General features: G+C 73.9%; 13 protein-coding genes. 7 read left to right on the top strand and 6 right to left on the bottom strand.

All coding sequences use genetic code 11. From position 1 onward, the window contains the following. Nucleotides 1–12: 12 nt before the first annotated feature. Nucleotides 13–177: a hypothetical protein gene (locus HUT16_RS21065; protein WP_157845508.1), complete on the bottom strand. Its 165-nt coding sequence runs from the start codon at nt 175–177 to the stop codon at nt 13–15. Between the two features lie 280 nt (nt 178–457). Between HUT16_RS21065 and HUT16_RS21060 the strand changes: the two genes are divergently transcribed. From HUT16_RS21060 to HUT16_RS21050, 3 genes are all read left to right on the top strand, one after another. Next, entirely contained in the window at nt 458–1453 is a 996-nt protein-coding gene (locus HUT16_RS21060) for an ABC transporter ATP-binding protein (RefSeq protein WP_176189670.1), read from the top strand. Further along, a complete protein-coding gene (locus HUT16_RS21055) occupies nt 1450–2259 on the top strand; it encodes an ABC transporter permease (protein WP_176189669.1) in 810 nt (269 codons plus the stop codon). The genes HUT16_RS21060 and HUT16_RS21055 overlap by 4 nt, the downstream gene beginning before the upstream one ends. Before the next feature lie 220 nt (nt 2260–2479). Then, nucleotides 2480–2947: an ATP-binding protein gene (locus HUT16_RS21050; RefSeq protein ID WP_217712090.1), complete on the top strand. Its 468-nt coding sequence runs from the start codon at nt 2480–2482 to the stop codon at nt 2945–2947. Between the two features lie 55 nt (nt 2948–3002). Here HUT16_RS21050 and HUT16_RS21045 read toward each other — a convergent pair whose 3' ends face one another. Together HUT16_RS21045 and lspA are read right to left on the bottom strand one after the other, a co-directional pair. Beyond that, the gene (locus tag HUT16_RS21045) at nt 3003–3422 is read right to left on the bottom strand and encodes an HPP family protein (RefSeq protein ID WP_368662703.1); all 420 of its coding nucleotides are present in this window, start codon (nt 3420–3422) and stop codon (nt 3003–3005) included. A 224-nt stretch (nt 3423–3646) separates the two neighbouring features. Next, nucleotides 3647–4189: a signal peptidase II gene (gene lspA, locus HUT16_RS21040; protein ID WP_176189666.1), complete on the bottom strand. Its 543-nt coding sequence runs from the start codon at nt 4187–4189 to the stop codon at nt 3647–3649. Between the two features lie 349 nt (nt 4190–4538). Here lspA and HUT16_RS21035 point away from each other — a divergent pair, with 349 nt between their 5' ends. The 3 genes from HUT16_RS21035 (at nt 4539) to HUT16_RS21025 (ending at nt 6258) form a co-directional block, all read left to right on the top strand. After that, nucleotides 4539–5105, top strand: a complete 567-nt coding sequence (locus HUT16_RS21035) for an ATP-binding protein (RefSeq protein ID WP_176189665.1) — start codon at nt 4539–4541, stop codon at nt 5103–5105. A 101-nt stretch (nt 5106–5206) separates the two neighbouring features. Continuing rightward, nucleotides 5207–5641, top strand: coding sequence for a hypothetical protein (locus HUT16_RS21030; RefSeq protein WP_176189664.1), 435 nt, complete (start codon nt 5207–5209; stop codon nt 5639–5641). Continuing rightward, complete coding sequence (locus HUT16_RS21025; protein ID WP_176189663.1) at nt 5638–6258, top strand: TetR/AcrR family transcriptional regulator; 621 nt, start codon at nt 5638–5640, stop codon at nt 6256–6258. The genes HUT16_RS21030 and HUT16_RS21025 overlap by 4 nt, the downstream gene beginning before the upstream one ends. A gap of 633 nt (nt 6259–6891) precedes the next feature. Here the strand turns inward: HUT16_RS21025 and HUT16_RS21020 are convergent. From HUT16_RS21020 to HUT16_RS21010, 3 genes are all read right to left on the bottom strand, one after another. Beyond that, complete coding sequence (locus tag HUT16_RS21020; protein ID WP_176189662.1) at nt 6892–7662, bottom strand: hypothetical protein; 771 nt, start codon at nt 7660–7662, stop codon at nt 6892–6894. Nucleotides 7663–8703: 1041 nt separating this feature from the next. Next, entirely contained in the window at nt 8704–9708 is a 1005-nt protein-coding gene (locus HUT16_RS21015; RefSeq protein WP_254897914.1) for an NAD(P)-dependent oxidoreductase, read from the bottom strand. Between the two features lie 128 nt (nt 9709–9836). Then, the gene (locus tag HUT16_RS21010; RefSeq protein WP_176189660.1) at nt 9837–10463 is read right to left on the bottom strand and encodes a ScbR family autoregulator-binding transcription factor; all 627 of its coding nucleotides are present in this window, start codon (nt 10461–10463) and stop codon (nt 9837–9839) included. A 225-nt stretch (nt 10464–10688) separates the two neighbouring features. On the opposite strand from HUT16_RS21010, the gene HUT16_RS21005 reads away from it, so the two are divergent. Then, a complete protein-coding gene (locus HUT16_RS21005) occupies nt 10689–11600 on the top strand; it encodes a ScbA/BarX family gamma-butyrolactone biosynthesis protein (RefSeq protein ID WP_176189659.1) in 912 nt (303 codons plus the stop codon). Nucleotides 11601–11610: the final 10 nt, after the last annotated feature.

Here is an 11610-nt window from a genome sequence, read left to right as displayed (position 1 = left end):
ACAGGACCCGAATTACTCGGCCGAGACCTCGGCGACGGAGTTCGACACCGAGCTGAAGCTCGACACCGGGCAGGCGGCGGAGAGCAGGGAGGAGACGGAGACGCCGCCGTTGACGGTGTCCAGCTCCTCGACCTCGATGTCGAACTGCTCGTCCTTGTTGATCTCGTTCTGCGCCATGGGAATCTCCCTCGTGTTTCGCGGCTCCGGCCCGCTTCCCGGGTCGGTCGCCTCGGTTTTCCTTTTCCCGCCTCCTGCTTTCCCGGTCCGGCTTTCGCTTTTCCCGGTTCCGCTCTCGGCGATGTCTCAACTATGACCGAGTTCCGAAAGCCCGTGCAGTAGGAGATGTCAGATTCCGCGGGGCGTAAATGTCACCACCCGAGATGACATTTTGCACATGTTCTGACCTGCGGCGATGCGCTACTTGCCGTCCTCCGCCCGGACGCGTCACGCTGCATGCATGACACCTCTTTCCGAGAAATTCCCGGCCGTGGAGGTAGTGGACCTGCGGCGCTCCTACGGAGACTACGAGGCGGTGCGCGGCGTCTCCTTCTCCATCGCCCGCGGCGAACTCTTCGCCCTGCTCGGCACCAACGGCGCGGGCAAGACCACCACCCTGGAGGTCCTGGAGGGCTACCACCCGCCGACCTCGGGGCGCGTCCGGGTCTTCGGGCTGGACCCGTTCACGGCCGGCCCCGAGGTCCGCCGGCGCACCGGCGCGATGCTCCAGGAGGGCGGCTTCTTCAAGGAGTTGACCGTCAAGGAGACGGTCGACTGCTGGCGCGCCTTCACCAGCCGGGCCCGGCCGACCGCCGAGGTACTGGCGAAGGTCGGGCTGGAGGCGCGGGCCGGCACCCGGGTCGGCCAGCTGTCCGGCGGCGAGCGCCGCCGCCTGGACCTGGCGCTGGCCGTGCTGAACGAGCCGGAACTGCTGTTCCTGGACGAGCCGACCACCGGCATGGACCCGGAGGCCCGGCGCGCCACCTGGCGGCTGGTGGAGGAGCTGCGGGCGGGCGGCAGCACGGTGGTGCTGACCACCCACTACCTGGAGGAGGCCCAGCAGTTGGCCGACCGGGTGGCCATCATGGACCGGGGCGTGATCGCCGCCGCGGGCACCGTCGCCGAGGTGCTGTCCGGCCGGGGCGACCTGATCACCCTCCCGCTGCCGCCCGGCCTCGGCCTCGCCGCGCTGCCCGAACTGCTGGGCGCCGCGCCCTCGTTGTCGGACGGCCGGGCGGTCTACCGGGTGCCCCGCTCGGCGCCCGCGCTGGCCGCGCTGCACGCCTGGGCGGCGGCCCGGAACCTCGAACTGGACGGCCTGGAGGTGCGCGCCGGCTCGCTGGAGGACGTCTTCCTCGACCTCGCCGACCGCCACTCCCCCGACTCGTCCGACTCGTCCGCCGAGTCGTCCGCCACCCCGTCCCCCGCCGGTACTCCCCTCGGAGCGTCCCGATGAGCTGGTTCACGTACGCCAAGGGGCAGTTCGCCCTGTCCTGGAAGGTGTTCTGGCGCAACCGGCGCTCCACCTTCATCGGGTTCCTGCTGCCGGTGCTGCTCAACCTGGTGATCGCCGCGCCGCTGCGCGACCAGGAGATCGGCGGGGTGAACGCCGCCGGATACGTGGCGGTGGGGCTGCTCGGCCTGGCGCTGGTGACCTCGTTCGTCAACCTGCTGGGCAGCGTGGTGGCACGCCGCGAGGAGCTGGTGCTGAAGCGGCTGCGCGGCACCGAGTGCCCGCCGAGCGCGGTCTTCGCCGGGCAGTTGGGCGCGGGCGGGGTGGTGGTGCTGATCCAGGCGCTGGTGCTGGGCGGTGTCGCGGTGGGCTGGTTCGGCGCGCCGCTGCCGGCCGATCCGGTGCTGCTGCTGCTCGTCCTGCTCGGCGGCTACCTGCTGTTCTCGGTGCTGGCGGTGGCCCTGTCGGGGGTGACGCCGTCCACCGAGTCGGCGCCGCTGGTGGCGACGCCGGTGCTGGTGCTGTGCATGTTCGGCGCGGGCGTGTTCACCCCGGTCGCGGGCCTGCCGGACTGGCTGCGCGGGCCGTCCGGCGCACTGCCGCTCTCCCCGGTGGTCCGGGGACTGCGGACGGCCTGGTTCGGCCGCGAGTTCGGCGCGGAGACCTGGGCCGGCGGCCCGCTGCGGGAGGTGGACCTGCTGCACGGCTGGACGTCCGCCGGGCCGTCGCTGCTGCTGCTGTTCGCCTGGCTGGCCGCGGCCGCGGCACTCTCCCGCCGGCTGCTGCGCTGGGAGCCCCGCCGCGGCTGAACTCCCCCGGCTGACCCCGTGTCGGTTAACGCTCCCTACCCACCTCCGACCGGCCCGCCCGCTCCGAAGTGCCCGCACCCCGGGGACTTCCGACCGTGGCGGGCCGTCGGTACGCCGGAGGAGGCTGGTGAACACGGGTCGTCTCCTGCCGTCGGCTGGTACCCGTCCGCATCCTGCCGGGAGGCCCGCGATGTCCCGAAGTCGGCCGCGACTCAGCCTGTTGACGCTCGACAGCACCCCCGAATCGGTCACCGGGGCCCGCCGCCACACCGTGCAGGTGCTGCAGTGCTGGCGGGCCGAGGGGGAACTCTCCGACGCCGCCCGGCTGGTGGTCTCCGAACTGGCCACCAACGCGGTCCGGGCCCGCTGCGGCCCGAACGGCTTCACCCTCTCCCTGGTGCTGGACGAAGGCTCCCTGCTGGTCCAGGTCGGCGACCAGGACCCCCATCCGCCCCGCCCCCGCGCGGCCGGCCCCGAGGCCACCGGCGGCCGCGGCCTGCACCTGGTCGACGAGCTCTCCTCCCGCTGGGGCTACTACCACCCCACCCCGCACGGCAAGGTCGTCTGGGCCGAGCTGCCCGCCGGGGAGCACCCCGCCGACGGCCCCGGCACCACCGGCACCACCGTGGTCGACGCCGGGCACCCCTGCTACCCGGCCTCTCCCCCGTCCGCCGAGCCCTGCCGCTGACGGCACCGCCGCCCCTTCACCAGGCGACGGGGTACCGCACGGGATGACCGCCCCCTCACCAGGCGACGGGATACCGCACGGGATGACCGCCGACCCGGTGCGGCAGGAGGCCGAACAGCACCAGGACGGCCGTGGCGAGGGCCAGCAGCGAGAGGAACACGGCCGGGCGCGGGGACTGCAGCACCACGATCACCGCGGTCGCCGCCGCCGGCGAGTGCGGCACGTGCGCGATCAGCATCGCCACCAGCGCCAGCCCGCCCGCGACCGCCGCCGCCCACGGCCCGGGACCGGCCACCGCGAGCACCGCGAAGCCCACCGCGGCCGACAGCAGCTGGCCGCCGACCAGGTTGCGCGGCTGCGAGATCGGCAGCCCCGGTGCGCCGTGCACGAGCGCCGCACTGGCCGCCAGCGGCGGGATCAGCACCGGCTGGTGCAGGGCCACGCCGACGGCGACCAGGACCAGCAGTGCCCCCATGGCAAAGCTTCCGGCTCGCATCGCGTGCCACGCGCGACGTCCCAGCGTGGCGGCGTTCGAGGTGGCGGACATGCATAGGCTCCCTGATCAGGCGATACGTGATCCCAGGATCCTAAACAGACTGTTGACGCCTCAAGAACACAATTGCCCCTGAGGCAAAATACCCACCCTCGTGCCCGCCCTCCGATCCCCCTTCCGCCGACCCGCGCGGGGCGGCCGGGACACTACGCGGTGGCGGAGCCGGTGGCGGAGCCGCTGGCGGCGCTCATCGGCGTGCCGCGGAAGGACAGCAGGACGGCCAACCCGCAGCCGCAGCTGATCGCCCAGTCCGCGAGGTTCATCACGCTGAAGTCGCGGACGGCGATGAAGTCGACCACCGCGCCCCGCAGACCGCCGGGAGCCCGGAAGACCCGGTCGGTCAGGTTGCCGAGCGCCCCGCCCAGCAACAGGCCCAGGGAGACCGCCCAGGGGGTGCTGACCAGCCGGCGCGACATCCGGACCACGGCGACCACGACCGCCGTGGCGATCACCGTGAAGACGATCGTCGTCGCCTGCCCGAAGCCGAACGCCGCCCCGGCGTTGCGCTGCACCCGCAGCTCCATCCAGCCGCCGATCACCGGAACGCCCGCCCGCCCCTCCAACCGCGCGACCACCGCCACCTTGCTCACCAGGTCGACGGCGTACGCGACCGCGGCCACCCCCCACAGCAGCCACACCGCCCGCTCGGACCCGGCCCTCTCCCGCACCTCCGGCACTTCGCCCGTCACCACGTTCACCCTCCTCGCCCGCACGGCCCCCGTCGGGCCGCGGCCCCCACTCTCCTACGGCGCCACGACGCCCCTCCCCGAGGGGTGCCCCGCCCGGCCGGAGACGACGTTCACCGACACGCGGTCGGGCCGGACCGCAGCGAACGTCCGAGCCGGGCCTGGACGCGCCCCGGCCACGTCCGGCCGCGTACGCACGAACGGCCGGGCCGGAGCGGCCGGGCCGGAGCGGCCGGGCCGGACGAGGCGGCGGGCGACCCGGGTCCGGGGCCCAGGTGCGGGGGCCACGGCAACCGGTTCGCCGGTCCTCCGACGCCGCCGAGGGGGCGGCGGAGCGTGCGAGGCTGGGAACATGCTGATCGCGATGGCGGGGCTGCCGGGGGCCGGAAAGAGTTCGGTGGCCGAGGAGTTGGGGCGGCGGCTGGGCGCCCCGGTGGTGTCGGTGGACCCGATCGAGGCCGCGATGTGGCGGGCGGGAGTGGCCCGGAGCGAGCCGACCGGCCTGGCCGCCTACGTGGTGGCGGAGGCCGTGGCCGACGGGGTGCTGGCCCTGGGACAGACGGTGATCGTCGACGCGGTCAACGCCGTGGCGGAGGCCCGGGCGCAGTGGCGGGCGCTGGCGTCCCGTCACGGGGTGCCGGTGGCGTTCGTCGAGGTGGTGTGCTCGGACCCGGCGGTGCACCGGCAGCGGCTCGAAGGCCGCTCGCGCGGGATCGAGGGCTTCGCCGAACCGGCCTGGGAGTCGGTGGAGCGACAGCGGACGGAGTTCGCGCCGTGGACCGACGAACGGCTGGTACTGGACAGCGTGGTCGACCTGCCCCGGAATATCGCGACGGCACTGGCACACCTGCCGCGCCTGTCACCTCCGAGCGGCGCAGAACAGCCTGAACACCCGGAACACCCACCCCTGACCGACTGACGGTCAACCATCCTCCCCACCAAGGCACTTGCGAGACATCGCCATGCCCGCTAGCTTGCTTACAGCGTAAGCATACGCCGTAAGCAAATTGGGGGACCACCGTGTCGCACAGCATCGCCGTAGCACTCCCACTGGCCTGGCTCGCCTGGCTGGTCCTGACCGAGTGGGTGCCGATGTTCCCGCTGAACGACCTCAAGCCGGGCAACCTACGGCTGCGCCTGCTCGCCGCCGCCGTCAACTACCCCTTTCCGCTGGCCATTTCGGCGGGCATCGCGCTGAACTCCCACTGGTCGCTGGTCACCGCACTGGTGCTCTGCGGGGTCGTCCTGACGGGGCACCTGCTCAGTTGGTGGATTCCCTACTTCGGGTACTCCACGGCCGCGCAGCGGGAGCTGTACCAACGGGACTACGCGCGGACGCTGAAGGTGCTACCCACCGAGGGGCACGGCGTGGTGCCGGACGTGCAGCACGTGGTGGTCGGGGTGCTGACCCTGCTGATGACCGCCGGAACCGCTGCCGCCACCATGGGCGCATGAGCACCGAGAGCCCCCGCCGCAAGGCCGGCCGCCCCGCCCGGATCGACGCCGCCGCCGTCACCGAGGCCGCGATCGGCGTGATCGACGCCGAGGGGACGGAGGCGCTCACCATGCGCCGCCTGGGCACCGAACTGGGCGTGGCCGCCATGTCGCTCTATCGCCACCTGCCCAACCGGGACGCCGTACTCGCCTCGGTGGTCAACCGGCTGGCCGCCGAAGTCCGGCTCGACCTGCCGCCGGACACCGACTGGCCCACCGCGCTACACGCCTTCGCCACCGCGTACCGCCGAATGCTCCTCGCCCACCCCCGCGCCGTCCCGCTGCTCGCCACCCACCCGGTGGACGAGACCCACGGCCGCCGCCTGATCGCCCCACTGCTACGGGCCTTCACCACCGCCGGAGTGTCCGACGAGGAGGCCGTCACGGCCGTCCAGACCGTGGCCGTCTACGTCCTCGGCCACGCCCTGGCCCAGACCGGCACCCCGCCCGGCAGCCCGTCCGACAGCGATGGCGACCCCACCGGAGCGGCGCCCCAACACTCCTACTACGACGCCTGGTTCACCACCGGGCTGGACGTCTTCCTGCTCGGCCTGCGCCACCGCTTGGCCGCGCCCTGAACGACGCTGGCGGGTCGGCGGGTCGGCGGGTCGGCGGGTCGGTGTCGGTGGGCCGGTGGGTCGGTGTCAGTGCATCGATGTCGGAACACAGATGTCGGCGCATCGATGCCGACTCATCGATGTCGGAACACGGGTGTCGATGCATCGGTGTCGGCACGCCGATGTCGGGACACGGATGCCGACGCATCGATGTCGGCACACCGATGTCAGAACACAGGTGCCGACGCATCGATGTCGACGCACCGATGCCGGAACACAGGTGTCAACGCACCGATGCCAGCGCACTGGTGTCGGAGCTGCGAGCGGGTCGTGCACCCCCAGGACTGCCGCTCGCCCATCCTCCGCCGCACGCTCACGCCCGAGGCCGCGGGGCGACCGGCCACCGCCGCCCGCCCCGCGATCGAGAGCGAGCTCGCCGCGCTGACCACATCGCCTCGCCCCCAGCCGCCCTCCGCACGACCCTGAAGCCGGGCTCCCACGGCCAGGCCGGATGAGGCCCCACCACCGCCGCCCACGCGGAGGCCCGGAGGCCCGGAGGCCCCACCACCACCGTCCACCCGGAGGCCCGGAGGCCCGGAGGCCCGGAGGCCCGGAGGCCCGGAGGCCCACAGTGCCCCAACTGCCGCCCGGGGACTACCCGGTGACGGCGGGCAGGCAGTGGCTGATCGGCAGTACGTCCCGCGCGGCGCGCAGGGCGGCCCTGGCCCGCTGCGCGCCGACCCGGACGACGCCCGCGCCACCGCCGACCGCGACGGGCCTGGGCGCCAGTCCCGCACAGGGCCCACAGATGCCCGGACTCGGCACCGGGTCATGGCACTTGGCGCACTCGGCGTAGCTCGCCCTCGGCCTGGGCACCACGGGCATCCCGGACGACCCGGGCGACCCGGACCGCGCAGACAGCCCGGACCGGGCAAACGGCCCAGACAGCCCGGGCGACCTGCCCGAACCGGACGACGCAACCCGGGCGGGCTCCGGCGGTACGTCCGGCGCGGGCGGCATCTTGCGCTCCAGCCTGGAGCGCAGCATGCCCGGCGCCGAGTGGACCAGCGACGGCAGGCCGGGCAGCAGGGCCCGCGCCAGATCCTCCGGCGTGCCGCCGCGCCGCTGCCACTCCGCCACCAGCGGGGCCAGCGCGAGCGCTTCCACCTCGCCGATCCGCAGCCGGGGCTCCGGCTGAATCACCCGGTACAGCAGGCCCATCGCCGCCCGGATCTCCTCGTCCACCGCCGGTGCCTCGACAGCCGGTTCGGCCTCGGGCCCGGCTTCCGGTCCGGGTCCGGGCCCAGCTTCCGATCCGGGTTCGGGCCCGACTTCCGGCCCGGCCTTCGCCGCATGCTCGGCCTGGGCCTGGGCCTGAGTCTGGGCCTCTGGCAACGAGTCGAACCCCGACGCGAGATCGGCCACGGCCTCAGGCTCCGGGCCGAGACCTGCCCCCGACCCGTACCCGGACCCGGCCCCCGACCCGGCCCCCGGCCCGTACCCGCACCCGGCCCCCGACCCGTAGGGCCCGGCCTCCGCCGCATGCTCGGCCTGGGCCTGGGCCTGGGCCTCTGGCAACGAGTCGGACCCCGACGCGAGATCGGCCACGGCCTCAGGCTCCGGGCCGAGACCGGCCCCGGACCCGGCCCCCGGCGCGGCCCCCGGCCCGCACCCGCACCCGGACCCGGCTTCTGCCCTCGACCCGGCCCTCGGCCCGGCCCCCGGCCCGGGCTCCAACTTCGGATCGGGCTCCGGCCCGGAGCCCGCCGCGGCCTTCGCCGCAGGCGGTGGTTCGGCGCCCGGGAGGGAGGGTTTTCCCTCCCGGGTTTTCAATAGGGCGTCAGGTCGGCCGGGTCCGCCTTCGCCGGGGCCCGGGAGGACGGGATCCGGTGCGACGTGCTGCGGAGTGTCGAAGAGGTGGGACTGGCTGACGATCCGACCGTCCGGGAGCCGGAAGGTGATGACCCAGTAGAACCTGGTGGCCTTCAGCTCGCGCAGCATGTTGGCGATGCCCGCCCGGCCGTCCGGGCCGTGGGTGGCCAGCTGTCGGCCGTCCTCCTGGCAGCCGGTGGGGCTGGTGAGGATCTGGACGGCGAGTCCGTACGCGCCCTTGCTGAGGCCGGAACGCTCGGGTCGGAGCATCGGGAAGGGGTCGAAGCCGCGCGGGCGCCCGCTACGATGGATGTGCATGGGGAGCGTGAACTCCTAGTGCCGGGCCCCGGGGTGTTGGTAGCACCGCCGGGGTCAATTTTTCGGTGGTCCGAGTACGGAACGTAACACACCCATCACTCCCCCGCGCACAGTGCGCAAACAGGGTCAGTGCTGCGTCAACGATGATTCAGCATCGGTCATTTGATGACGCATCACCATCCAGAAATGTTCACCTGGTGTAATCGACCCCATCAGCTCCCCCGGCACGAGACCGACGACCGCGAGACCGGCGCCCGCGAGGCCAACGCTCGCGAGTCAGCCGCCCGGGAGTGCGAGGTGGGCGCGGTACCAGGGTGCGGCGGCGGCCAGCCGGGCGAGCGGGCCGGGGCCGGGGTCGGTGCGGGCGAGTCGCCAGGCGTCCTCGCTGCGGTACCAGTGGTCCTGGCCGAGCAGGGCGAGTTGCCGTTCGGTGGCGGAGCCGGGGGTGCGGGCGAGCCGGTCCAGGCACCACGACCAGGGCCGGTCGGCACCGTCCGGGAGGGGCGGCAGCAGGCCGAGGTCGGCCAGGGCCCGGAGCAGGTCGCGGTTGCGCACCGGGGCGGGGTGCGCGGCGTGCAGGACCGCGCCGGGGGCGGCCGCGGCGGGTTCGAGGGCCAGGGCGGCGACGAGTCGGCCCAGGTCCGCGGCGTCGATCATGGAGAGCAGGGCGCGGCCGCCGTCCCAGTGGGCCGGTACCCGGTGGACGAGTTCGCGCAGGGCGGGCACCACCCAGCGTTCGCCCGGGCCGGTGACCAGTGCGGCGCGCAGCACCGTCGCCCCGGCGGCGCGGGTGGCCCGCTCACCGGCCAGCCGGGTGCGGCTCGCGGGCGAGACGGGGTCGGGGACGACCTCGCCCACGGCGGCGCCCCGGTGCGGCCCGGCTCCGTACACGGCGCAGGTCGACAGGTGCAGGATCCGGCAGTGCGGCCGGGCGGTGGCGCGGGCCGCGGCCGCGAGCCGTTCGGCGCCGCGGTGGTTGACGGCCTCGGCGCGGTCCCGGTCCGGGCCGACGTAGGAGGCGAGGTGCAGCACCACGTCCGCGTCGGCGCACAGCGCGTCCAGGCTCGCCCGGTCGTCCAGGTCCGCGCGGACGCGGTGCACGCGCGCGAGCGGCTCGCCCCCGGCCCGAGGCGGGCCCTCACCCCCGGTCTCAGCCTCAGCCCCGGACAGACCCTTGTCCCCGGCCGGACGGGGCAAGCGCATCCCGAGGCGTAAATCGACCGGTTGGAGGGCGAGTTGAGAGACGACGGCCGAACCGAGGAAGCCCGTGGCACCGGTCACCGCGACCAACGGACGTCCGGCGCCCCGTCTCACGGCATCCCGTGCCACCACAACCGGCGATGAACGCTCAGCGCCCCGCACCCCGGCAACCCGCGAACGCCCGGCGTCCCGCGCCCCGGCGTCCCGTCTCACGGCCGCGCCGCCCCCCACGGCCGGACCACCATGCGCGCGCGGGCCTCGGGGGTGGCGATGCCGGGCAGCAGGTAGCGCCACATCACGACCAGGCGCTGCGGCAGGTCGGCCCGGCCGGTGGAGATGTTGGAGAAGAGCTGGGTGCCGCTGTAGGCGCCGACCAGGAACTGGGCCAGGTCGGGCACCACCACGTCGGGCAGCAGTTCGCTGCGGCCGGTCGCCGCGTACAGGTCGGCGGCGAAGCGTTCGACCCAGTCGCGGTACGCGGTGTCGTCCCGGTTGCCGAATATCTCGCCCTGTTCGACGGCGAGCCGGACGCCGGCCCGGAGCAGCGAGTCCTCCTGGAGCTGGACGGCGAGGAACATGGTGAGGTCGACCAGGTGCTGGAGGCCGGGCACGCCGTCGGGGAAGCGCAGGTTGTTGGCCTGCTCCAGCATGACCGCCCGGGCCATCTCCTCCTTCGAGGCGAAGTGGAAGTACACGGCGCCCTGGGTGAGTCCGGCCCGGGCGATGATCTTGCTGATGCTCGCCCCCGTGTAGCCGCACTCGTCGAAGACCTCGGCTGCCGCGCGAAGGATCGCCGCCCGCGTCTGGATCGCCCGCTCCTGCTTGGGCTTGTGCAAGATCCCACCTCCAAAAAAATCCGAACGTTCGCCATCATAACCGGCACCTGCACGCTCCCACAGCCCTTGCCCGTGGCGGGACAACCCTTGGGTATAGAGGAGTTCAAATGATCCCGAGTGCCCTTCTGATGCTCACCTTCTCGTGCTAAAAATCAGGACGGTCACTATTTTTCCAGAGCCGCGGCGCCCCACCGGGCGTCGCCCCGCGTCTTCTCGGGGGGAAGAGTGAAAGCAAGCACGCTGCCGGGTGCGCTGGTCCACAAGCGCGACACGGCGGAGATCCTGCTCACCGACTGGCGCGAGCTCGGACCGGACCGGTTCGAACTCTCCGCCCGCTGGCCCGCCTCGCACCCTTTCTACCGCACCGCCGACGGCGGCCACTCCCCGCTGCTCCTCGTCGAGACGGTGCGCCAGGCCATCCCGCTGCTCTCGCACGCCGCGTACGGCGCGCCGCTGGACCACCGCCAGTCCTGGTGCGACCTGTCGCTGACCGTCGACCCCGCCGCGCTGGCCGCGGCCGACTCCCGGCACCCCGTCGAACTGCGGGTGTCCTGCTCGGACGTGGTGCGCCGGGCCGGCCGGCTGGTGTCCCTGCGGATGGCGGTGCAGGTCCTGGCGGACGGGGTGCCGCTGGCCCGCGTGCACACCGGCTTCGTCAACCACCCGCCCGCGATCTACCGGCGGCTGCGCGGCGACCGCGCCGACCCCGAGCGGGCCCGCGCCGGGGCGCCGCCGCTGCTCCCGCCGCTCCCGCCGGCCCGGGTCGGCCGCGAGCACCACACCGACGTGGTGCTGGCCCCGGCCCGCCGGGACGACCGCACCCAGCTGCGCGTCGACCTCAGCCACCCGGTGCTCTTCGACCACCCGGTCGACCACGTCCCCGGCATGCTGCTGCTGGAGGCCGCCCAGCAGGCCGCGCACGCCGCCTGCCGCTCGCGGCCCGGGCTGGTCGTCGGCATGGACAGCGTCTTCGCCCGGTACGCCGAGTTCGACGCGGTCTGCGACGTCACCGCGGCCCCGCTCGACCCGCACCCGGAGGACCGGCCCGGGCGGCGCAGGTTCGTGGTCTCCGCCACGCAGGACCGGACCTGCGTGTTCTCCACCGTCGTCACCCTGGACGACGCGCCCGGCCGCTGACGGGCAGGCA

Source organism: Kitasatospora sp. NA04385 (genome assembly GCF_013364235.1).
In the GTDB taxonomy this organism is placed as follows: domain Bacteria; phylum Actinomycetota; class Actinomycetes; order Streptomycetales; family Streptomycetaceae; genus Kitasatospora.
This window is presented reverse-complemented; position numbering and strand designations above follow the sequence as displayed.

Coding starts and splice junctions, on each gene's coding strand:
- HUT16_RS21065 (WP_157845508.1), bottom strand. CDS start 177: ATGGCGCAGAACGAGATCAACAAGGACGAGCAGTTCGACATCGAGGTC.
- HUT16_RS21060 (WP_176189670.1), top strand. CDS start 458: ATGACACCTCTTTCCGAGAAATTCCCGGCCGTGGAGGTAGTGGACCTG.
- HUT16_RS21055 (WP_176189669.1), top strand. CDS start 1,450: ATGAGCTGGTTCACGTACGCCAAGGGGCAGTTCGCCCTGTCCTGGAAG.
- HUT16_RS21045 (WP_368662703.1), bottom strand. CDS start 3,422: ATGGGGGCACTGCTGGTCCTGGTCGCCGTCGGCGTGGCCCTGCACCAG.
- HUT16_RS21035 (WP_176189665.1), top strand. CDS start 4,539: ATGCTGATCGCGATGGCGGGGCTGCCGGGGGCCGGAAAGAGTTCGGTG.
- HUT16_RS21025 (WP_176189663.1), top strand. CDS start 5,638: ATGAGCACCGAGAGCCCCCGCCGCAAGGCCGGCCGCCCCGCCCGGATC.